This is a genomic window from Pigmentiphaga sp. NML080357 (assembly GCF_002188465.1).
Lineage (GTDB): Bacteria > Pseudomonadota > Gammaproteobacteria > Burkholderiales > Burkholderiaceae_B > Pigmentiphaga.
Genome location: NZ_NINW01000008.1, coordinates 46,839 through 68,207 on the forward strand (window position 1 = coordinate 46,839; position 21,369 = coordinate 68,207).

General features: G+C 67.6%; 25 protein-coding genes. 24 read left to right on the forward strand and 1 reads right to left on the reverse strand.

Going from position 1 to position 21,369, the window contains the following annotated elements; genetic code table 11:
- From CDO44_RS02155 to CDO44_RS02275, 22 genes are all read left to right on the forward strand, one after another.
- Window positions 1-978: a hypothetical protein gene (locus CDO44_RS02155; protein ID WP_087778533.1), complete on the forward strand. Its 978-nt coding sequence runs from the start codon at window positions 1-3 to the stop codon at window positions 976-978.
- Between the two features lie 104 nt (window positions 979-1,082).
- A complete protein-coding gene (locus CDO44_RS02160) occupies window positions 1,083-1,286 on the forward strand; it encodes a hypothetical protein (protein WP_087778535.1) in 204 nt (67 codons plus the stop codon).
- 100 nt (window positions 1,287-1,386) lie between these two features.
- Window positions 1,387-1,782, forward strand: a complete 396-nt coding sequence (locus tag CDO44_RS02165; RefSeq protein ID WP_087778537.1) for a hypothetical protein — start codon at window positions 1,387-1,389, stop codon at window positions 1,780-1,782.
- A 26-nt stretch (window positions 1,783-1,808) separates the two neighbouring features.
- Window positions 1,809-2,912: a hypothetical protein gene (locus CDO44_RS02170; protein WP_170288786.1), complete on the forward strand. Its 1,104-nt coding sequence runs from the start codon at window positions 1,809-1,811 to the stop codon at window positions 2,910-2,912.
- Window positions 2,909-5,068, forward strand: a complete 2,160-nt coding sequence (locus tag CDO44_RS02175; protein ID WP_233146006.1) for a KTSC domain-containing protein — start codon at window positions 2,909-2,911, stop codon at window positions 5,066-5,068. Before CDO44_RS02170 ends, CDO44_RS02175 begins: the two co-directional genes overlap by 4 nt.
- Window positions 5,065-6,648, forward strand: a complete 1,584-nt coding sequence (locus tag CDO44_RS27950) for a dATP/dGTP pyrophosphohydrolase domain-containing protein (RefSeq protein WP_233146007.1) — start codon at window positions 5,065-5,067, stop codon at window positions 6,646-6,648. The genes CDO44_RS02175 and CDO44_RS27950 overlap by 4 nt, the downstream gene beginning before the upstream one ends.
- A complete protein-coding gene (locus CDO44_RS02195; RefSeq protein WP_087778539.1) occupies window positions 6,645-7,019 on the forward strand; it encodes a hypothetical protein in 375 nt (124 codons plus the stop codon). Before CDO44_RS27950 ends, CDO44_RS02195 begins: the two co-directional genes overlap by 4 nt.
- On the forward strand, window positions 6,970-7,458 hold the full coding sequence (locus CDO44_RS02200; RefSeq protein ID WP_087778541.1) for a DUF2303 family protein: 489 nt from the start codon (window positions 6,970-6,972) through the stop codon (window positions 7,456-7,458). The genes CDO44_RS02195 and CDO44_RS02200 overlap by 50 nt, the downstream gene beginning before the upstream one ends.
- Before the next feature lie 123 nt (window positions 7,459-7,581).
- Complete coding sequence (locus CDO44_RS02205; RefSeq protein WP_087778542.1) at window positions 7,582-8,205, forward strand: hypothetical protein; 624 nt, start codon at window positions 7,582-7,584, stop codon at window positions 8,203-8,205.
- Between the two features lie 2 nt (window positions 8,206-8,207).
- The gene (locus tag CDO44_RS02210) at window positions 8,208-9,230 is read left to right on the forward strand and encodes a phage Gp37/Gp68 family protein (protein ID WP_087778544.1); all 1,023 of its coding nucleotides are present in this window, start codon (window positions 8,208-8,210) and stop codon (window positions 9,228-9,230) included.
- Complete coding sequence (locus CDO44_RS02215; RefSeq protein WP_087778545.1) at window positions 9,220-9,453, forward strand: hypothetical protein; 234 nt, start codon at window positions 9,220-9,222, stop codon at window positions 9,451-9,453. Before CDO44_RS02210 ends, CDO44_RS02215 begins: the two co-directional genes overlap by 11 nt.
- Window positions 9,450-9,749, forward strand: coding sequence for a hypothetical protein (locus CDO44_RS02220; RefSeq protein ID WP_087778547.1), 300 nt, complete (start codon window positions 9,450-9,452; stop codon window positions 9,747-9,749). Before CDO44_RS02215 ends, CDO44_RS02220 begins: the two co-directional genes overlap by 4 nt.
- On the forward strand, window positions 9,742-10,590 hold the full coding sequence (locus CDO44_RS02230; protein ID WP_198951274.1) for a DUF4326 domain-containing protein: 849 nt from the start codon (window positions 9,742-9,744) through the stop codon (window positions 10,588-10,590). Before CDO44_RS02220 ends, CDO44_RS02230 begins: the two co-directional genes overlap by 8 nt.
- Complete coding sequence (locus CDO44_RS02235; protein ID WP_087778548.1) at window positions 10,587-11,117, forward strand: hypothetical protein; 531 nt, start codon at window positions 10,587-10,589, stop codon at window positions 11,115-11,117. Before CDO44_RS02230 ends, CDO44_RS02235 begins: the two co-directional genes overlap by 4 nt.
- An 18-nt stretch (window positions 11,118-11,135) precedes the next feature.
- Window positions 11,136-11,393, forward strand: coding sequence for a hypothetical protein (locus tag CDO44_RS02240; RefSeq protein WP_087778550.1), 258 nt, complete (start codon window positions 11,136-11,138; stop codon window positions 11,391-11,393).
- Between the two features lies 1 nt (window position 11,394).
- Entirely contained in the window at window positions 11,395-11,697 is a 303-nt protein-coding gene (locus CDO44_RS02245) for a hypothetical protein (protein WP_087778551.1), read from the forward strand.
- Window positions 11,678-11,857 carry a hypothetical protein gene (locus CDO44_RS02250; protein WP_087778553.1) on the forward strand — a complete coding sequence of 60 codons (180 nt, stop codon included), beginning with the start codon at window positions 11,678-11,680 and terminating at the stop codon, window positions 11,855-11,857. Before CDO44_RS02245 ends, CDO44_RS02250 begins: the two co-directional genes overlap by 20 nt.
- 31 nt (window positions 11,858-11,888) lie before the next feature.
- Window positions 11,889-12,251 (forward strand): hypothetical protein, encoded by a 363-nt coding sequence (locus CDO44_RS02255; RefSeq protein WP_087778555.1) that lies wholly within the window; start codon window positions 11,889-11,891, stop codon window positions 12,249-12,251.
- Window positions 12,252-12,446: 195 nt separating this feature from the next.
- Entirely contained in the window at window positions 12,447-12,680 is a 234-nt protein-coding gene (locus CDO44_RS02260) for a hypothetical protein (protein WP_087778557.1), read from the forward strand.
- Between the two features lie 34 nt (window positions 12,681-12,714).
- Window positions 12,715-13,233: a single-stranded DNA-binding protein gene (gene ssb / locus CDO44_RS02265; protein WP_087778559.1), complete on the forward strand. Its 519-nt coding sequence runs from the start codon at window positions 12,715-12,717 to the stop codon at window positions 13,231-13,233.
- A gap of 113 nt (window positions 13,234-13,346) precedes the next feature.
- Window positions 13,347-15,785, forward strand: a complete 2,439-nt coding sequence (locus CDO44_RS02270) for a DNA cytosine methyltransferase (protein ID WP_087778560.1) — start codon at window positions 13,347-13,349, stop codon at window positions 15,783-15,785.
- 192 nt (window positions 15,786-15,977) lie between these two features.
- Window positions 15,978-16,259 carry an AlpA family transcriptional regulator gene (locus CDO44_RS02275; RefSeq protein WP_087778760.1) on the forward strand — a complete coding sequence of 94 codons (282 nt, stop codon included), beginning with the start codon at window positions 15,978-15,980 and terminating at the stop codon, window positions 16,257-16,259.
- On the opposite strand, the gene CDO44_RS02280 is transcribed toward CDO44_RS02275, so the two are convergent.
- The gene (locus tag CDO44_RS02280) at window positions 16,216-17,484 is read right to left on the reverse strand and encodes an integrase family protein (RefSeq protein WP_087778562.1); all 1,269 of its coding nucleotides are present in this window, start codon (window positions 17,482-17,484) and stop codon (window positions 16,216-16,218) included. The genes CDO44_RS02275 and CDO44_RS02280 overlap by 44 nt on opposite strands.
- 241 nt (window positions 17,485-17,725) lie before the next feature.
- Between CDO44_RS02280 and mutS the strand changes: the two genes are divergently transcribed.
- Both mutS and CDO44_RS02290 read left to right on the forward strand, forming a co-directional pair.
- A complete protein-coding gene (mutS, locus tag CDO44_RS02285) occupies window positions 17,726-20,329 on the forward strand; it encodes a DNA mismatch repair protein MutS (protein ID WP_087778564.1) in 2,604 nt (867 codons plus the stop codon).
- Window positions 20,326-21,348, forward strand: coding sequence for a hypothetical protein (locus CDO44_RS02290; RefSeq protein ID WP_087778566.1), 1,023 nt, complete (start codon window positions 20,326-20,328; stop codon window positions 21,346-21,348). The genes mutS and CDO44_RS02290 overlap by 4 nt, the downstream gene beginning before the upstream one ends.
- Window positions 21,349-21,369: the final 21 nt, after the last annotated feature.

The following is a 21,369-nucleotide window of genomic DNA, read 5'->3' on the forward strand; positions in this document are numbered from 1 at the left end:
ATGAGCCACATCATCGGCATCATCATCGGCAAGGCGCTGGGCAACTGGCAGCGCATCGACGCCGAGGGCAACAGCATCGCGCCGGCCGCCGGCGACTTCGACGCCCACCCGACCTACGCCGGCATCGCCGACGAGGTGATCGACGGCCAGCACCTGGTGCGCGTGCCGGCCTTCTACTACCGCGCCGGCGCCGTGCCCACCGGCGAGCACGCGGGCAAAAAGGCGCTGTGGGTCAGCCCCGAACCCGCGCCCGGCTTCGAGCTGCACCCCGCGTTCCGCCACCACGGAGCCGAGCTGGCCCAGTTCCACGTCGGGAAGTTCCAGGGCACGCCGGACGGCGACGACAAGCTGGGCAGCCAGCCCGGCCTGAAGCCGTTGGCCTCCATCAACTTCCCGACCATGCAGGCGCGCGCCGCCGCGCGTGGCGAGGGCTGGATGCTCTGGAGCATCTACCAGCTCGCGGCCATCCAGGCGCTGCTGCTGATCGAACTGGGCACGCCGGACGCGCAGCAGGCCATCGGCGACGGCAACGTGAATGGCGGCGGCGTACGTGCGGTCGATGACGAAACTGTGGCCCAGGCCACCTGGCGCGGCATCGTCGGCCTGTGGGGCAACGTCTGGCAGATGGTCGATGGCTTGCAGACCAATGCCGACAGCGAATACCGCATCTGGGCCACCGACGGCAGCCAGACCTACGTGGAAACCGATGTCGAGGCGCCGGGCGATGGCTGGTTCCGCCGCCGCGCCACCGACCGCGATGCCGGTTTCGACCTGGGCGCGGTGTTCTTGCCCGCCACGACGCGCGACGACCGCGACGAATCGGCCTTCGGCGACTACTTCTGGAGCTACCCGAACGCCGTGGCGTACCACGGCGGCCCTTGGGGCGACGGCCAGAACGCCGGCGCCTTCCTTCTCGACGTCAGCAACGACGCGGAGGTCTCGGCCTCCGACGTCGGTGGCCGCCTCGCAAAGGTGTAGTGCCCTCTGTGGCTTGTGTCATGTCCGGGGCAGGCCCGCCGAGCGGGCCGCCCCAAGCGCCCCGCCAGGGGCGCTTTCGATTTCCCCCTGAAAGGAGCGCATCCATGAGCGCATCGACAACTGCCTGCGCGGCGGCCACGCCTGCCGCGCGGCCGGCCCGGCTCGTCAAATGCCGGGTGAGCGTGAGAACGGCGACGGGCGAGCAGCACAGCTACACCGCCCTGTTCAAGAGCACCTGCGGGGCGGTCATGGATGCACTCGACCGCTTCGGGTTCTGCAAAGTCAGCGTGGAGGCGATGCGCGAATGAAGGCCCTCAAACGCCTGAAGAAACGCCTCGCCGACTACCGCTACTACCGCGCACGCGGCTACGGCATCCGCCGGGCCTGGGAACTGGCCGGGGTGACGCTATGAACCTCGCCACGCTCCCAGGCCCCGGCGACGAGGCCACCTGGCCGGCCTACACCGGCCACCCCAACGACCCCAGGGCACCCGACGACGAAGGCCGCGATACGGCCATCGACGAACGCGCCGCCGAGCTGCTGACCGCGCCCGGCTTCACGCCCTTCAACCCCGCCAACCTCTGCGAAGCCCTTTGCGAAACGGGCGACCCGCAGATCGAGCCGCTTTGCCGCCTTCTGGCCGAGGGCGACACGGCGGCGGCTGGCGAGGCGCTGGCGCGCTTGGCGCGCGGCTACTGGGAACCCATTGCCCGCAAGGAAGCGGAGCGCCAGATCGACGCCGAAGCGGACAGCGCGTGCCGCCGGTGCCGTGGGCGCGGCTGCCGCCGCTGCGAGGCCGACTGATCGAAACCTACCGGAGAACCCTTCTCATGAACTCCCCCGTGAATCAGGCCCTGGCCGTGCGCCAGGACTTCGGCGGCACCAGCTCGACCCTGGCCGCCCAGGAAACCGCATCGGCCTACGTGGCCGCCCAGGCCAAGGCCGTTGTCGAGGCCCGCTACGTGATGGCGCTGCGCCGCCCGCGCCAGTGGGATCAGGTGCGCCAGGACTTGCTCAAGGAGTGCAAGCGCCCCAGCTTCGCCAACAACAAGTCCGCCTACTACCGCAAGCCCATCGGCGACGGCGTGGAGGGCCTGGGCATTCGCTTCGTCGAAGTGGCCCTGCGCTGCATGACGAACGTGCTGGTCGAAACCAGCATGATCTTCGAGGACGAGGGCAAGGAAATCCACCGCGTCAGCGTCACCGACCTGGAATCGAACCTGACCTACCCGCTCGACGTGCGCGTCACGAAGACGGTGGAGCGGTCGAAGCCGTCCGACGACGGCACCTACATCAGCGTTCGCAAGAACAGCTACAACCGCAACGTCTATACGGTGCCCGCCACCGACGACGACCTGCTGAACAAGCGCGCCGCGCAGATTTCCAAGGCCATCCGCACCCTGGGCCTGCGCATCATCCCCGGCGACTTGCAGGACGAGGCCGAGGCCATCATCAAGGCCATCCGCCTTGACGAAGCCGCGCGCGACCCCGACACCGAGCGCAAGCGCATCGCCGATGCCTTCGGCGAAATCGGCGTCAAGGCCGCCGACCTGACCGAATACCTGGGCCACACGCTGGATACCTGCTCGCCGGCCGAGCTGGTCAATCTGCGCGGCATCTACGGTGCCATCCGCGACGGCGAATCCTCGTGGAAGAGCGTCATGGAGAACAAGGCCGAACAACAGGCCGGCAAGAGCGGCGGCGCGGGCAATGCCGGCGGCGGGGCTGGCGCCGGCAACGGCTCGAAGGGCGGCTCGCTGCCGACGTGCAGCGATGAAGCCTTCGAGAAGAAGAAAGCCGGGTGGCGCAAGGCCATCGAGGGCGGCAAGTCGGTGAACGACCTGATCGCAATGATTCAGACCAAGGAACTGCTCACCGACGACCAGAAGATGGAAATCGCGTCGTGGGCGACTGAAGGGGGTGCGCAGCAATGAAAATCCACGAACTTGTCCAGGGCAGCCCGGAATGGCAAGCCTTCCGCCTGACCCACCACGGCGCCAGCGAAGCCGCCGCGATGCTGGGCCTGTCGAAGAAAACGACCCGCTCCGAGCTGCTGCGCATCAAGCACACCGGCACGCCGAAGGAGTTCTCCGACTGGGTGCAGGTGAACATCCTCGACTACGGGCACCAGGTCGAAGCCCTGGCCAGGCCGCTGGTCGAGGAAATCATCGGCGAAGACCTCTACCCGGTGACGACCTCGAACGAGGACGAGGGCGGCAATCTGTCGGCATCGTGCGACGGGCTGACCATGCTCTACGACACAGCGTTCGAGCACAAGCAATGGAACGAGGCCCTGGCCGCATCGGTGCGCGCCGGCATCCTGCCCGAGGAACACATGCCGCAGTGCCAGCAGATCATGCTGGTGACGGGCGCCGCGCGCGTGATCTTCGTCGTCTCCGACGGCACGCCCGGCAACCTCGTTTGGGTCGAAGTCCGGCCCGACCCGGAATGGTTCGACCGCATCCGCGCTGGCTGGGCGCAGTTCGACCGCGACCTGGCCGACTACGTGCTGCCCGAGGCCAAGCCGGCCATCGTCGCCGAACCCGTCCAGGCGCTGCCCGCCGTGTCGGTGCAGGTGTCCGGCGCGCTGACCGTGGCCGAGAACTTCACGGTGTTCGAGCAGGCTCTGCGCCAGTTTCTCGACGAGCGCCTGATACGTGAGCCGCAGACCGACCAGGACTTCGCCGACCTCGACCTGCAAATCAAGGCGCTGAAGCGCGCCGAGGATGCGCTCGACGCCGCCGAGGCGCAGATGCTGGCCCAGGTGTCCGGCGTCGATGCCGCGAAGCGCGCGAAGGATGCGCTGCACAAGCTGACGCGCGACAACCGCCTCATGGCAGAAAAACTGCTGGAGAGCGAGAAAAAGCGGCGGCGCGAGGAAAAGATCGAGGCCGCCCGCAAGGCGTTCGCCGACCACCTGGCCGAACTCCAACGCGAAATTGCCGACCTGCGCCTGGACGTGCCGGCGCCGGACTTCGCGGCCGTCATCAAGGGCCTGAAGACCCTGGCGAGCGTTCAGGACAAGCTCGACACCGCACTGGCGAACGGCAAGATCGCCGCCGACCAGAAGGCCGCCGACCTGCGCACGAAACTGGCCTGGGTGGGCACCAATGCGGCCGAACACCGCGCGCTGCTGCCCGACCTGCAACAACTCGCGGCCAAGCCGCTGGACGACTTCAAGCTGGCGATCACGGCCCGCATCGACGCGCACAAGCGGGCCGAGGCCGAGCGACTGGAGGCCGACCGCGCGCGCATCCGCAAGGAAGAAGCCGAGCGCCTGGAGCGCGAGGCGAAGGACAAGCAGGAGCGCGAGGCGGCCGCCGCCCAGCAACGCTCGCTTGACGAGGCGGAAGACGCCGCCATCGTGCCGCTGCACCCGGCCAATGCGGCGCTGGAGAACAACGGCCCCGACAGTTTCCCTGGCAACGCGGACGCATCGGCCTTCCTGGGAGTGGACATGGCAGCAACGCCGGCGGCGGAACTCGTCACGGCCAGCCCCCAGTGCGCGGCCCACAGCCGCCCGATGGGTGGCGACGGTGGCGGCAGCGTCTCCACCGCAACGCTGAAGCTGGGCCAGATCAACGAGCGCCTGGCGCCCATCGCACTGACCGCCGACGGGCTGGCGACGCTGGGCTTCCCGCACGTCGCCACCGACAAGTCGGCAAAGCTGTACCGCGAGCGCGACTTCCCCCGCATCTGCGCCGCCCTGGTGCGGCACATCCAGACCGTGCAGGCCGGACAGCCGGCGCCGGCAACCCAGGCCGCCCCGGCCACAACCCGCAACCCTGAAAGGACTACCGACATGGCAACCCGAGCACCCGCAGCAGCTTTTGACGACGCCGCCGACTACCAGCACATCCCCATGAAGGAAGTGGAGTCGCACAAGATCAAGGCCGTCGGCTACGACGAAGCCACGCGCACGCTGGCCGTGACGTTCCAGCGCGGCGCCGGTGCGATCTACCACTACCCGAACGTCGAGCCGCAGGTGTATGCGGACTTCATCGGCGCCGAGTCGCTGGGTTCCTTCTTCGGCGCGCACCTCCAGAGCCTGCCGTTCAAGAAGTTCCACCCCGAGCAGGTGGCCGCATGACCCACGCCGCCCACCATCCTGACGACGAAGCGGTAGATCGCTTCGCGGCCGAGCTGAAAGCCAAGCTGGCGGACGCTCGGGCGAAGGGGCGCGGCGGCTGGGAAGACAAGGCCCAGGTCAGCGCCCAGGCCCTGTCCGACATGCTGCTGGCGCACGTCTTCAAGGGTGACCCGCGCGACGTGGCGAATTTCGCTATGTTCCTTCACCAGCGCGGAGAGAGCATCGCACTGGCCGACGGCCCGCGCATGGAACACGCCGTCGAGGTGTTCCAGATCGCCGAACAGCGGTGCGCGGAGCACCACGCCGGCGCCGGCCGCCTGATCGAACCCGGCATTGCCGTACAGGCCGGGCTGATCGCCGCCGCGCCGTTCCTGATCGGCGCGCCGCCCGCGCCCGTGGCCGGAGGCTATCGCGGCGTGTCGTGGCGCGCGAACGGCGAAGCCAACTCCTACCACCTACTGCGCGGCGGGCGATGGCTCGCCCACATCCTCATGAACGGCGAACTGTTCGTGGGGCAGCAGACCGACATGATGGAGCGCATCGTCATCGCGCTGGGCGGCCCGGCCCAGCACGGCGGCGCGGCCGAAACCGCGCTCCGCCAGGTGGCCGCCGTCATCCAGCGGTATCAGGCTCCGGCCGGCATCAGCAAGTACGACGCCATCAGCGAAATCATTGGCATCGTGCAATCGGTGCCGCTGCTCGACGATGGAGCGCAGCCGGAGGCGGCCCCGAACCAGTGGAAATGCAAGTCCTGCGGGTGCGATGCCGGCATTGCTGGCGAACCCTACTGGACGCATGGCCGCACCCAGCACGCGGCCGAGGCCATCTGGCGGTGCGACAGGTGCGACGCCACGCACGAGGTGAAGCTGTTCGAGCCGACCACCGAGGCCCAGACCAGCGAGCCGCACGCCAGCCTCGAAGACCTGCGCACGCGGCTGCTGGCGCCGCGCGACATCGTGCGCGACCCGGATGGCTGGTTGAGCCACCCGGACATGCCGGTTTGCGACGAGAGCGTGCGCTACGACGACCTGCTGGCGGTGTTCGGCATCGAAACCGCGTTCGTCTCCCTGGAGAGCCAGGACGAGAGACTGGCTGAACGCTACTTCGAGGAATCGGCCAGCATCGAGGACTGGAACCCGGAGCCGCCAGCCGGCGACGGCTGGGTGCTGCTGGAAATCTACGACACCGAGAACGGCCCCTACGCGATCTTTGGCCGGGCCATGCCATCCGAAGTCTGGCCGCGCCTCACCAGCGGCACGCCGTTCGACTTCCACGCCCATCTGGTGCGCCAGGCGAAGTTCTCGCGCAACACCTTCGGCCCCGGCCGTCGCACGCAAGGCGTCTCCGACCACATCCGCAAGGAGCTGGCGGAAATCGCCGAAGCGCCCGACGACCTGGAGGAATGGATTGATGTCGTGATTCTGGCTCTCGACGGCGCTTGGCGCACTGGCGCGAGTCCCGAACAGATCATCGCCACGCTGAAGGCAAAGCAGGCCAAGAACGAGGCGAGGACGTGGCCGGACTGGCGCACGGCCGACCCCAACAAGGCCATCGAGCACAGCAAGGAGACGGCGCCATGAACAGCAAGGAGTTTCGCGCCGAGCTGGTCAAGATCATGCCGGGGTACGACTGGACGGTGCATCAGTCTCGCGTTGCTTGGCGACTGGAGGCCACCGGCATCCAGTCCAGCGGCTACAACCGGCTTTCGACCCTCTCCGTCGTCCGGGTCGAGCGGGAAGGCCAGAAGCCGGTCTATGAAGCCAAGTCGACCGGATACGGACGGCGGGCCAGGTGGCTCCACACGCACAAGGACGGCACGCTCGCGCGCGCCTTGCGCGGGCTTCAGGACTACTACGAGGCCGTCGCCAGCACGCACTACAGCCACGCCGGAGCGCTGAAGCATGGGCGGAAAGCCAAGGACGCGCCGGCGGCGACGGAGGCCACCCCATGAAGCGCATCTACCCCAGGCCGATTTCGCCACCTGGCTGGAGGACAACCTGCCCGACATCGCGGCCGTGCCCGGAATGCCCAGCGGCGCCGACATCCTCCAGATGGCCCTGGGCTTCGAGGCCAACGCCGAGAAGCGCCTGCGCAGCAAGATCAACCTGCAAAACGGCGGCGTGCAGTTCGAGTTCGTCGAGGACGAGGACAAGGACACCCGGACGAAGATGCAGGTGTTCGAGCGTTTCACGCTGGGCCTGCCGGTGTTCGACGGCAGCAGCAACGCCTACCCGCTGGAAGCCCGCCTCAAGTACCGCGAGCGCGAGGGCAAGGTGACGTTCTGGTACGAACTCATCCGCCCCGACCGCGTGTTCAAGAGCGCCGTCACCGACGAGCTGACGCGCATCAAGGAAATCACCGGGTTCCCGGTCATTTCCGGCAAGCCGTAAGCCACGCCCTGGCCGGCCACACCGGCCAGGCAGGCAACGCGGCCGCATCACCACCCACGCGGCCGCGCCTTCGATGAAGGCCGCGCGCCGCGCTGCACATCAACATCGAAGGACTCCCCGACCATGACGACCACCCCCGAGGCCGCCGGCCCAGCCGCCGGCGCATCCCAGCTCCTGAAGGGCATAGGCAAGATCGACGGCGACGGCTTCAAGGACACGACGCGCAAGGGCGAAGTGGTGTTCGTCTATGCCAGGCCGCTCCCCGAACCCTACGCGCCCGGCCAGTACCCCCGCGTCGGCAACACCGGCTACAGCGCCAGCACCCAGCAATACGACTTCGCGCCCGCCACCGTCGATGAGGCGCGCGAGCACATCGAGGCGCGCCTGGCCGCCGCAGCGGACGAGCTGGCCCGCGCGAAGAAGCTGACGAACGACCTGGGCAAGATCATCCACGACATGACCGTGGCCCAGCAGGCCGCGTGGATTGAATGGCAGCACGGCAAGGGAGCCGACGCGGCCATGACCTGGATTCACAACGGCCTGGCCGGCCCTGGCTTCATCCCCGACGAGGACGAACCCTACGGCAAGGAGGCGCAGGCATGGTACGACGCCAACCGCGCCGACCCGTTCCCGACCTGCTTCTGCGGCCGCCCCTCGAACAGCCTCTGGATGGGAAAGGGCTTCTGCTCCAGCGCGCACTACGAACAGCACCGCGCCGAGGTCGAGGCCCAGAAAAAGGAGGGCTGACGATGGCCGAGAACACCAAGATCGAGTGGGCGCACCACACGTTCAATCCCTGGTACGGCTGCCAGCGCGTCGGCCCCGGCTGCGACCATTGCTACGCCGAAGGCTGGGCCAAGCGCAGCGGCCTGGTGCAATGGGGCGCCGGCGCCGACCGCCGCCGCAGCAGCGATGCCATCTGGAAAAAGCCGCTGAAGTGGAATGCCGAGGCCGGGCGCCTGGGCGTTCGCTACCGCGTCTTCTGCGCCTCGCTGGCCGACGTTTTCGACAACGCCGTGCCGTCGTCCTGGCGCGCCGACCTGTTCCAGCTCATCGAGCGCACCCCGCACCTTGACTGGCTTCTCGTCACCAAGCGCGTTGGCAACGTGGCCCCGATGATGCTGGAAGTTGCCCGGCAACTGTTCTGGCTCGACCACCTGGACGCGCCGCACCTTCCCTCGAACGTCTGGCTGGGTATCACCGTGGTGAACCAGCAGGAGGCCGACCGCGACATCCCCCGGCTGCTGGCACTGCCCGCGCGCGTTCGCTTCCTGAGCATCGAGCCGCTGCTGGGGCCGGTCGATCTTCGGTTCCACATCTTCAGCGAGCCGACCGGCAACTTCCGCTCCCACGCCGGGAAACGACAGATGGAGTTGCGCAAGCCGGCCGACGGCGGGCTGCACTGGGTCATCGTCGGCGGCGAGAGCGGCCACGGCGCGCGTCCGATGCACCCGAACTGGGCGCGCCGTCTGCGCGACCAGTGCCTCTCGTCCGATGTCGCCTTTCTGTTCAAACAATGGGGAGAGTGGGCGCCGCGCTCCGGCCTCCTGACCGGCGGCGGAACCGACTTCGTGGCGCTCGACCCGGAATGCAAACGCTGGCCGCACGTCACGCGCCTGGGCGAGCACGGGCTGGACACCCGAACCTGCGAACACTGCACGCCGGATGCCGGCGAGGACATCTACATGCAGCGCGTCGGCAAGCAAGAGGCCGGGCGAAGCCTGGACGGCCTTCTGCACGACGGCTACCCGGAGGCGGCCTATGGGCTATGAAAACCCGCTACTGAGACTGCCGGCGGGCCAGGCCCTGCGCCGCCTGCCAAAGGCCGACCGCGCGCGCATCGAGGCCGTGATGCGCGAGTTGCGCGATCAGGCCAACACCGAAGCCGAAAACGCCTGGCGCCGCAGGAAGGGGCCGATGGCCGCGTACTGGCGCGCCGTCGCCACCTACGCGCGCCACTTGGCCCACGCCCTGAGCAAGAAGATTCCCCAATGAACCCGTGCGACAAAGCCGCAACCCCGGCGCAGGTCGAGGCGCTGCTTGCAGATCACGACCTGTCCGCCCTGAAGCGCCTCTATGAATGCCTGGAGGATGGCGAGGGCTTCGACGTTTCCAAGAAACGCATGGCGCGCCTTCTGGAGCTTGGCTTCGCCCGCCACAACGGATTCGGCCGCTACAGCATCACGGCCATCGGCCAGTACCTGCTGGGAGCCTGGACGAAGGTTCCGCTTCAGACCCACGCCGATGTCGATGCCGCATACCGGGCCGAGATGGAGGCGCGCAATGGCTGACACACCGAAGCGCATACAGCGCAGCCGGGCCAAGGGCTGGCGGATGCCCGCTGGCGCCGTGTTCGTCGGCCGGCCCACGAAGTGGGGGAACCCCTACAAGGTGGGCACTCCGGCCGCGCCTACCCCCGAGGCAGCCGTCGCACTGTTCCGCGACTATCTGGCCCGACGGACTGAAATCGTCGAGGAAGCCCGCGAAGAACTGAAGGGCCGCTCGCTGGCTTGCTGGTGCCCGCTCGGCCAGCCTTGCCATGCGGACGTGCTGCTGGAGCTGGCGAATCAGGGCCAGGCCATGACCTCGCAATGCACCCAACGGCAGGTCGAGCTGCTGCACCACACCCTGGGCCTGAGCATCGACCACCGCGACCCGTACCGCAATCACTTCGTCGCCGGCCCAGGCCATCACGACATGCCAGACCTGGAGGCGCTGGAGGCCCTGGGCCTGATGGCCCGCTCGCCCACGCCGAAGTTCTGCGCCGACAGCGACATCGTGTTCCGCGTCACCGACGCCGGGCGCGCCGTGGCCCTCGACAGCCTTCCGCCGCCACCGAAGCCCACGCGCTATGGCGAATGGCTGGATGCCGACTGCTGCGAATCGTTCGGGGAGTTCCTGTGCGGCAGCAGGCTTCCCACGCTCGACGCCCGCCGCCAGTACGAGGGCGGCAAGGCCAGATGGCAATGGCGCATGTACCGCCGCGACAGCTTCGGCTACCGCGAAATCACCGGCGAGTGGGCCGACACCAAGAAGGCGGCGAAGGCCAGCTACAAGGCCGCACTCAAGGCGCATCAACAAGCACAACGCGCCCAGGCGATGCCGGGCGCAACCAAGGAGCCGCGCGCATGACGCCCTCGAAGCTCAATTCCCTGCTCCAGGGGCAAACCAACCTCGCCCGCAAGGTGTTCGAGGTCGTCCCCATCCGCGAAGCCTGGCCGGCCATCCAGATCAGGAACGCCCTCAAGGAGGTGGAGCGCAGCAACGCCGATCTTCGCGTGGTGCGCGGCTGCCTGGGTGCCTTGCGCGAAGCCGGCCTCGTGCGCGAGCCGGAAACGGGCATGTTCCAGCGCGCCGACATCCGAACCCCAACCCCTCGACCCAGAAAGGAAGCACCCATGCCCCAAGCAACACCCAGTCCCAGGCCCACCCTGACCGTCACCGCCCCGGCGCACCAGCCCGAGCCTTCGCCCATCGAAATCCTGGGCGAACTGTCCGGCGAGGTCGTGGCCCTGGCCGATGAGTTCGGCACGCGGCTCGAGAAGCTGGCCGCGAAGATCGAGGAAGCGGCGCTGACCATCGAGCAGGAGCGCGAGGCCAACGTGGAGAACCTGGGCAAGCTGCGGCAGCTCCAGTCCATCCTGAAAAGCCTGTCGTAGGCGCAAGGGGCTGGTCACATGAGCAACGCCATCAAGGACGAGATAGCCCGGCTACGCGCCGAGAAGAAGCACTTCCTGAAATTGGCCGCCCAGGCGCGCGAAACCGCGCGCGACCTGAGCGCCGCCCCCATTGGACGGAAAGACCCGATTGCCAGGCTGCGCGCGAAAGACCGGGAGGCGGAATACCGCGCCAGCGCGCGCCGATGCGACGAGCGCATCGCTGAATGGAAGGCCCAACTGGGCATCACCTCAACCAAGGGGGTCAAGCATGGGTGACATGGGCGACTACTGGCGCGACGTGAAGCCCGCGCTGAAGGAAGACAGCCAGCGCAAGCGCGCCGGAAACCGCGACGCCTCGGCCCGGAACTTGACCGCCGCCGGCATTTCCTTCGAGGCCAAGAACGGCGGCGCGCACCTGGTCGTGTCGGCCGCTGACCTGATCGTCGATTTCTGGCCTGGCACGGGCCTGTGGGTTGTGCGCGGCACCGGCGAGCGCCGGCGCGGCGTGCGCCACCTGATTAAGCGACTCGGCGGCCAGTGGCCGCCACAAGGAAAGAGCGATGGAGAAATACACCCCTGAACTGCTGATCGGCCTGATGGTGATGGTCAAGAACATCGTCCTGATCGTCGCCTGCGCCTGGACGACCACCAAGCTCTACCAGATGAGCGGGTCGTGGCATTGCCTGTGGGCGCTGCTGATGCTGCTGGCGATGGGTTCCTACAAGTTCGTGCGCGACTGAGCGCCATCACACCAACCCCAAGGAGAGAACCATGCCCATTCTTCGATTCGAGGGCTACAGCGACGACACCTTCGGCGAAGTCGCCCACTTCAAGGACGACTACGACAACTGCGCCAGCGGCAAGCCGATTGAATACCTGGTGCTCGGCCCGGCCATCGACGGCCAGCCGCAGCTCGGCGTGGTCGTCACCGGCCAGCACTGCCCTGGCAACAGCGGTAGCTGGCTGATCGGCGTCGCCAACTACGACCCGGACGCCGAAGACCGCGATTTCCCGCGCTGGCCCATGCACATCGAGGCTCAGGACTACCGCAACGGCTTCCAGCCGGCCCTGGTCATCGACGCGCCCGAGGGCGTGACGCTGAAGTGCCTGCAACGGGGCAGCGATGACGACTAGCTGCCGGCCTGTCGCGGCCCCAGGCCCCATCGAACGGGCCGCGATACCCGGAGCCGACCTCGATCATGACGCGGTAGCAGTGCAGCTTTGCCTTTCGGCCGGCCTCGACCCGGCCACGACGGATGCACTGCTCTTTCGTCTGAAGCAAGAGCTGGCCGCGCGCTTCGTCGCGCCCTGCTGCGGGAGGCTGCCCAGATGAGCGAATACCAACCCCTTTCAACCATCAACGAGCTGGCCGTCCTCGACGAGGGCGAATGCGTGGCCGGCTACCTCGCCGGCCTGCACGGCGCGCCGGAGCCGGGGAGCGACAAGAGCAAGTCCTACTGGCACGGCTGGCGCAACGGAATGATGGACACCGGGCGGCTTCCCCATGACGAGGCCGCCCGCAACCTGGCCGCCGAGGTCGTGCGCTGGCACCGCGCGCACTGAAGGCGGCCGCCCATACGAGAAAAGGAAAGACAGCATGGCATCAGTGAACAAGGTCATTTTGGTGGGCAACCTCGGGCGCGACCCCGAGGTGCGCTACACGCCAGACGGTAGCGCGATCTGCAACGTGTCCATCGCCACCACCTCCACCTGGAAGGACAAGGCCACCGGCGAGCGGCGCGAAGACACCGAATGGCACCGCGTCGTCTTCTACAACCGGCTGGCAGAAATCGCCGGCGAGTACCTGCGCAAGGGCAAGTCGGTCTATGTCGAGGGCCGCCTGAAGACCCGCAAGTGGCAGGACAAGGAAACCGGGGCCGACCGCTACAGCACGGACATCATCGCCGACCAGATGCAGATGCTCGGCGGGCGCGATGGTGGCGGCGAAGGCGGCCACTATGACGACGGCGGAGCGCCGCCGCGCCAGCAGGGCGGAGGCCGTCAGCAGGCGGCCAGGCCGGCCGCGCGCAACGCGGCGCCTGCGCAGCGCCCCACCCAGTCGGCGCCGCCGACGGGCAGCTTCGCCGACATGGACGACGACATCCCTTTTGATTGAGCGGCGCACGACCGCTTCATCAACGTGCCGGCCCGCCACGCGGGCCTATCCCGTCAATTCCAACACCCCAGGGGCGCCACCGAGCGCCCCTTGTTTTTGAAGGAGCCGCCCAGATGCAGCGCCCGCAACTCGCCTTGCCGTTCCCCGGCGAACTCATCATCGACAACTTCGCCGGCGGCGGCGGAACCTCGACCGGGCTGGAAGCCGCGTTCGGGCGCCCCGTGGACATCGCCATCAACCACGACCCCGAGGCGCTTGCGATGCACGCGCTGAATCACCCCTACACCAAGCACCTGTGCGAAAGCGTGTGGGACATCGACCCCATCGAAGTGACGGGAAACCGCCCGGTGGGCCTGGTGTGGCTCAGTCCCGATTGCAAGCATTTCTCGAAGGCGAAGGGCGGGACGCCGGTTTCCAAGCACATCCGGGGACTGGCCTGGGTGGGGATGCGCTGGGTGGCGCTCACGAAACCCAGGGTGCTGATGCTGGAGAACGTCGAGGAATTTCAAACCTGGGGGCCGGTCATCGTCGGCGCCGACGGCAACCTCTACCCCGATCCGGCAAAGAAGGGCAAGACCTTCGAGAGCTTCGTCCGGCAGCTCCGCCAGCACGGCTACAAGGTGGATTGGCGCGAGCTGCGCGCGTGCGACAACGGCGCACCGACTATCCGAAAGCGGCTGTTCCTGGTGGCACGCCGCGACGGCCTGCCGATCATCTGGCCGGAGGCGACGCACGGCGAGCCGACCTCGCGCGAGGTGCTGGCCGGGATGCTGGCTCCCTACAGAACGGCGGCCGAGTGCATCGACTTCGGGCTGCCCGCGACCAGCATCTTCGACCGGCCGAAGCCGCTGGCGGCCAATACCCGCCGGCGCGTCGCCAAGGGCCTGTGGCGCCACGTCCTGAGCAGCGCGCGGCCCTTCATCGTGACGAACACCAGCGGCCACCCCGGCGCTGGCATCGACCAGCCCATGCCGACCGTCACCACTGGCAACCACCACATGCTGGGCCAGCCCGTGATCGCGCCGCTGGCCGCGAACCCGGAGCCGTGGCCGTTCGAGCCAATCTTCCCCACGCCGCCGGCGACGGCCGAGCGGCCGCACGATTTCTGCTGCACCACCTGCGGCAACACGTTCCCGTCCTGGCGGCCGGAAGATGAGGGAATCCCTGGCGCGTGCCCGACCTGCGGCAACGAGGCCGGTATCCATCCCATCGACGCCATGCCGTCGATGCCGTTCCTCGTCGGCGCCGGTGGGCCGGCGTACTCGGGCAAGCCCACGGCAGCCAACCAGCCGCTGGGCACGCTGACCACGGAGAACCACCGCGCGGTCGTGATGCCTACGCTGGCGCCGTTCCTCACGGAGCACGCCAACGCGAGCAACCAGCGCACGATGCCGGCGGATGCTCCGCTGCGCACCGTCTGCGCCCAGGTCAAGGGCGGCCATTTCAGCGTCGTGGCCCCAACCCTGGCCCCGCTGCGCGGCACCAGCGACGCCCACATGGGCGGGCACAGCGTCGAGCAACCGCTTTCCACCGTGGCGGCCAGCGGCACGCACCATGCGATGGTGGGCGCGCACCTCGTCACCATCGGCTACGGAGAGCGCGAAGGCCAGCAGCCGCGCGCGCAGGACATCGAGACGCCGCTTGGCACCGTCGTGACGGCTAACAAGCACGCCCTGGTGGCCGCCCATCTGGCCCACCTGACGCACCACGGCGACCGCGCCGGCACCACGCCGGCCGAACCGCTGCCGACGGTGACGGGGGCGAACCGGGGCGAACAGGCCCTGGTCGTCGCCAACCTCATCGACATGGGGCACGGGGAATCGTGCAGCACAGGCGCGAAGCGGTGGAGCAGCGGCGTCCGCAGCCTGGAAACGCCGCTCAACTCGGTGACGGCCAGCAGCGTGCCCAGCGTACTCGCGTCGGCCTTCTTCGAACAGGCGAACGGCGGGTTCTACGACGGCGACGGGCGGCCGGCCAGCGCGCCCATCTCCACGATCACTGCATCGGGCAGCAATCAGCGCCTGGTGACGGCCTACCTCGTCCAGTATTACAGCGAGGGCGGCCAGGATTCGGGCTGCGCCAAACCCATGCCCACGGTGACGACCAAGGCACGCATGGGGCTGGTGCAGTCCGTCCAGGTGCCCGCCGAGGCACTTTCCCCCGAACACCGAGAGAAGGCGCGCGCGTGCGCGGCGCTCCTGCACGAACATCTGCCCGATCTGTTCCCCGAGGCAGCCGAGCTGGTGCTGATGAGCTACGGCGGCATCTGGTGGGTGCTGGTAGACATCACGTTGCGGATGCTGAAGGCCCGCGAGCTGTACCGGGCGCAGTCGTTCCCCGACGACTACATCATCCACGAGATTCCCGACCCCAAGCTGCTGTTCAAGAACGGCGTGCAGGTGCCGGGCGACCCGCGCCTGATTCCCCGCATCCCTCTTTCGATCACGGCCCAGGTGCGCATGTGCGGCAACTCCGTTTCGCCCGCGCAGGCCGAGGCCCTTGTCCGCGCCAACTTCCGCCACGAGGAAGCCTTCATGGAGCGGCGCGCCTGATCGGAAATTTGAACCATGCCGGCATCCGTGACATTGCAATCATGGGTGTCGGCGCGCAACCACGCGAACTACAAAAGGATTCCGACATGACCGACGAACAAAACAAAGTCGCCGGCGCGAGCATTGAAAGCCGGCCGACCTCTGGCTATGGGCAGGCGCACGCGCGCCAAGCACGGCGTGATGGAGGGCATCATGGCTGAACTGACCCTGCCCCCGATCTGCGTTGAACTGGAGCAATTGGAGAAGCTGACAACTCTTTCGGCCACCACCATCCAGAACATGGTCGCGCGCAACGAGTTCCCGCCGCCGCGCGAGCTGTCCGCGCGCCGCGTGGGCTGGCTGTACCGTGAAATCGCGGAATGGGCTGAAAACCGCCCGGTTTCCAATATCCCGCCCCCGCCGAACACCGGGGCCAAAAAGCCACGCTCCGCTACCGCTTCGCCAGCTTCTCAAGGTAGTCCGACAGCTTCGTGAGCCACTTCCGCCGCTCCTTGTCAAAGGTGTAGCGGTTGTAGGTTCCTTCGTCCCCCTCCAGCATGTGCCCCAAGATCACCTCGCCCACGTCCCTTGGGCAGCCAAGCGACGCCAGGAACGTGCGCGAGGTGCGCCGCAGGTCGTGGGGCGCCCAGTTTTCGACCGGAAGCCGCATCCTCGGGCGATCTGGAGCCGTGCGGCAATACGGCATATGGTGATACACCGCCACCCCCGCCGACTTCTGCGGGAAATACCCCTCTTTGCTGTCCGACGGGAACAGGTAGCCATCGCCATAGGCTTCCTTCCGCCGACGCACCACCTCGGCCGCACGCCCCACCAATGGCACCCGCTGATCGTCAGCATCGGGCCGATGGGCGTTCTTCGTCTTCGCCTTCGGGATTGTCCACCACAGGCCCGTGGGTTCCTCGGCCACCTCCTTCCCTTCCATTTTTTCGATTTCCGCCCCGCGCACCGCAGTCCATAGGTAGAGCGTCAGCATGTCATCGACGTTCTTGGAAAAGTTCGGCAGCCACCGAATCACCTGGCCGGCCTCGGCCGGACTCAATACCCGCTTCCCGGCCCCCTTCTTGACGCCCAGCTTGTTGTGGCCCTTGGACTTCAGTTTGCCGCGCAGCACCAAGCGCCACCAGTTCGGCGTGTCTTCTGGAAGATCGCCAGAATCCAGGCAGTAATCCCAGGCCGCCCCCAACTCGCGCCGCAGGTTTCCAGCCTGCACCGGGGCATAGTCGTACTGCTTGATATGGTCGAACGCGATCTTTCGGGTAATAGCCACGGCCGGCGTTTCCTCGATGCCGGTCAGCATGGTCTTGAAGGTTCGGGCCACCTCGTCGCGCCCCTTCTTGGCCCGGTTCTTGATGTGCCCCTCAAGGTAGATGTCGCAGACCTCGCGCACCGTCGGGCCGCCTGGACGACTCGCCGCCGGCGTGCGCCCTGACTGGCGCCGCTCCTTCTTCTCCAGGGCCAGGTCGATACCCTCATCGCGGCGCTTGCGCAGCACTTCCCATTGCGCCACCGCCGCGTGATACGACATGGCGGGCCAGTCCCCCACCTTCACCTGCCGCATCCGCTCATCAACAGGGCTTTTGTACCGATACGTCCAGGTGCGCCGGGTCTTGGTTGCCTCCAGGCGAAGCCCTGGTTGGTCGTCGATGGTAATGTGTTGCCCAGGCTGAAGAAGCCGGGCTTCGCGTGCGTCGAAAGCCATATGCGGTACGAGAGGTCAGCGTAACTTTTTTGTGGATACTAAAATCCCTCAGCGTAACCTGTCCAGAACCGCGAAAAAAAGCTACGCTATTGGCGTAAGTGTAGATGGGTTTTGTTGGGCATTGTTGAGTTTCAAGCGCGTGAGGAATGGTGTGAAAGATCGGCCGGAGAACGAGCAAAAACAAGGGATTTCCGAGAAATATCAAGGTTCTCCGGGGGTTAGCGTCGCCAATCACACGCCGATGATGCAGCAATACCTCCGCCTCAAGGCCGAGGCCGGTTCCATGCTGCTGTTCTACCGTATGGGCGACTTCTACGAATTGTTCTACGACGATGCGGAAAAGGCTTCGCGTCTCCTGAACCTGACGCTCACCACGCGCGGTGCCTCCAACGGCGTGCCCATCCGCATGGCGGGCGTGCCGTTCCATGCCGTCGAGCAGTATCTGGGCCGGCTGGTCAAGCTCGGGGAGTCGGTCGCCATCTGCGAACAGATCGGCGACCCGGCGGCCTCGAAGGGGCCGGTGGAGCGCCGCATCGTGCGCATCGTGACTCCCGGCACGCTGACCGACGAGGCCCTGCTTCCGGCCAAGGCCGACCGTGCCGTCGCCGCGGTCCATCCGGGCAGCGGCAAGGCGCGGGGCAGCGCCGGCCGCGTGGGGATCGCCTGGCTCAACCTGGCCAGCGGCGAGTTCCGGCTCACCGAGTGCGCCCCCGCCTTGCTGGCGAGCGAACTGCACCGCATCTCGCCGGCCGAAGTCATCCTGGCCGAAGGCCAGCCCCTGCAAGCCGACTTCAGCGCGCCTATCAGCCCCGTGCCGGTCTGGCATTTCGAAACCAGCGGCGCGCGCCAGCAGTTGCTGAACCACTTCGGCACGGACTCGCTCGCGGGCTTCGACGTCGAGGACATGCCCGAAGCCATCTGCGCTGCCGGCGCGCTGCTGCGCTACGTCTCCCATACGCAATCGCAGGCGCTGGCGCACGTGCAGCAGCTCACCGCCGACCGGGCGAGCCAGTACGTGCTGCTGGATCCGGTCACCCGGCGTAACCTGGAACTGACCGAGACACTGCGCGGGGAAGAATCGCCCACCCTCTTTTCGGTGCTGGACCATTGCCAGACGCCCATGGGCAGCCGCCTGCTGCGCCGCTGGCTGCACCACCCGTTGCGCGACAACGCGCCCGCCGCGGCCCGGCTGCGCGCCATCGAAACGCTGCTGGACGGCGGCGACCCCCGCCTGCTGCAGGAGGCGCTGGCGCCGCTACCCGACGTGGAGCGGATCGCCGCGCGCGTGGCCTTGCGCTCGGTGCGCCCGCGCGAGCTCGCGAGCCTGCGCGACGCGCTGTCGCTGCTGCCGTCCCTGCATGCCACGGTGCTGCGCCTGGCCGGCGAAGGCTCGATGCTCTCGGCCGACGCGCAGGCCCTGCTGCCCGAATTGGCCGCGCAGCTCGCTCCCGACCCTGCCATAGGCGACCTGCTGGGACGCGCCATCGCCGCCGAACCCGGCGTGAACGTGCGCGACGGCGGGGTGATCGCGGCCGGCTTCGACGCCGAGCTGGATGAGCTGCGCACGCTGGAATCGCATAGCGGCGACTTTCTCGTCCAGCTCGAAAAACGCGAGCGCGAACGCACCGGCATCGCCAACCTGCGCGTGGAGTTCAACCGCGTGCACGGCTTCTTCATCGAAGTCACCCGCGGCCAGACCGACAAGGTGCCCGACGACTATCGCCGCCGGCAGACGCTCAAGAACGCCGAGCGCTACATCACTCCCGAACTCAAGACCTGGGAAGACAAGATCCTGTCGGCCCAGGATCGCGCGCTGGCGCGCGAGAAGTGGCTCTACGATCAGGTGCTGGACGCGCTCGCGCCACACGTGCGCGCACTGACGCGGACCGCGGCCGCGCTGGCCGAGATCGACGTGCTGGCCGCGCTTGCCTTCCATGCCCGGACCAACGACTGGGTCGCGCCGGAACTGGCCGAAGGTGCCGAGATCCACATCGAGCAAGGGCGCCATCCGGTGGTGGAACGGGTGATCGAGCGGTTCACCCCCAACGACTGCAAGCTGTCGCAGACGCGCCGCATGCTGCTCATCACCGGCCCCAACATGGGCGGCAAGTCGACCTACATGCGCCAGACCGCGCTCATCGTGCTGCTCGCCCGCATCGGCAGCTTCGTGCCGGCGCGCGCCGCGCGCATCGGCCGCATCGATCGCATCTTCACTCGCATCGGCGCCGCCGACGACCTGGCAGGCGGCCGTTCCACGTTCATGATGGAGATGATCGAGGCAGCCGCCATCCTGGCATCCAGCACGTCCGACAGCCTGGTGCTGATGGACGAGATCGGCCGCGGCACCTCGACCTACGACGGTCTGGCGCTGGCCTGGGCCATTGCCTTCCAGCTCGTCTCGCAGAACCGCGCGCTGACCCTGTTCGCCACCCATTATTTCGAATTGACGCGCCTGCCCTCGCTACGCCCCGAGGTGGCCAACGTCCATCTGGCGGCGGCCGAATCGCACAAGGGCATCGTGTTCCTGCACGAGGTGCGCGAAGGCCCGGCGAGCCGCAGCTATGGTATACAGGTGGCGCAACGCGCGGGCATCCCGGCGGCGGTCGTCCGCATGGCGCGCCGCGAATTGGAGAAACTGGAAATGCAAGGCGCACAGGTTCCGCAGCTGGCCCTCTTCGCGCCGCCGCAGGACGAGGCGGCGGAGGAGCAGGTCCGCCGACAGGCCCAGGAAACGGCCATGGACGCCGTGCGCGAAGCGCTCGACGGGCTCGACCCGGACCGGCTCAGCCCTCGCGAAGCGCTCGACGAACTCTATCGACTCAAGAGCCTGGCCCAGCCGCAATGATCGCCGTGCCGCCGCGCCTCGTCCGCCTCGTCTGCCGCCTGGGGCTGGCGGCCGGGCTGGCCTGCCCGGCGCTTCCGGCGACAGCCGCGACCAATCCCGAATCGCCCTACGCCGCCCGCCAGGGCTTCGCTTTCGCGCTGCTGGGCAACGTGCCCTTCAACAATGCCGACGAAACCATCGTGGCGCAGATGCTCGGCCAGTTCGGCACCGAAACCGACCTGGCCATCCATACCGGCAATGTCAAGGGACGCGACGAACGCTGCGACGATGAAACCTATATCCGCCGGCACACCCTCTTGAATGCGAGCCCGGTGCCCCTGGTCCTGGCGCCGGGCGAGAACGACTGGGCCGATTGCGACCGCGCCGCGGCCGGCCAATACGGCCCCGTGGAACGCTTGAACCGCCTGCGCGAACTTTTCTTCGAACCGGACAACTCGCTTGGCACGCTTACGCTGGACCTGCAGCGGCAAAGCGAAACCGTGCGCTTTCGCGGCTACCCCGAGAACGCGCGCTGGGAATACGGCGACATCCTGTTCGTCACCATGAACGTTCCCGGCAACCACAACAACTATCGCACGGGGGCCGGGCGCAACGGCGAATACGAGGAACGGGTCCAGGCCGATTCGTCGTGGCTGCGCCAGGCATTCTCCGCGGCGGCGAAGCTCAAGACGCGCGGCCTGGTCGTCGCCTTCGCCGCCGATCCGCGCTTCGAAGGCCGGCACGAATATGCCGGCGGAACCGATCCCTATGCCAGCCTGAAGGCAGACCTGGCCCGGCTGGCATCCAAATATACCGGCCAGGTCCTGGTGGTACATGGCGGCAACGGGCCGCCCGAGCCCCACCTGCCCGACCATCCGGTCAAGCTCAACGGCAAGACGCTGCAGAACGTCACCCGTATCCGGACCTACGGGCATTCCCGCCCGGCTTACTGGATCAAGGTAAGCGTCGAACCGGGCGACAAGCAGGTATTCAGGATGGAAACGGTCAATACCGTGCTGCGGCCGCCCCAGCCGCGCTGAGGCCGCCCCTGAACCGGCGCG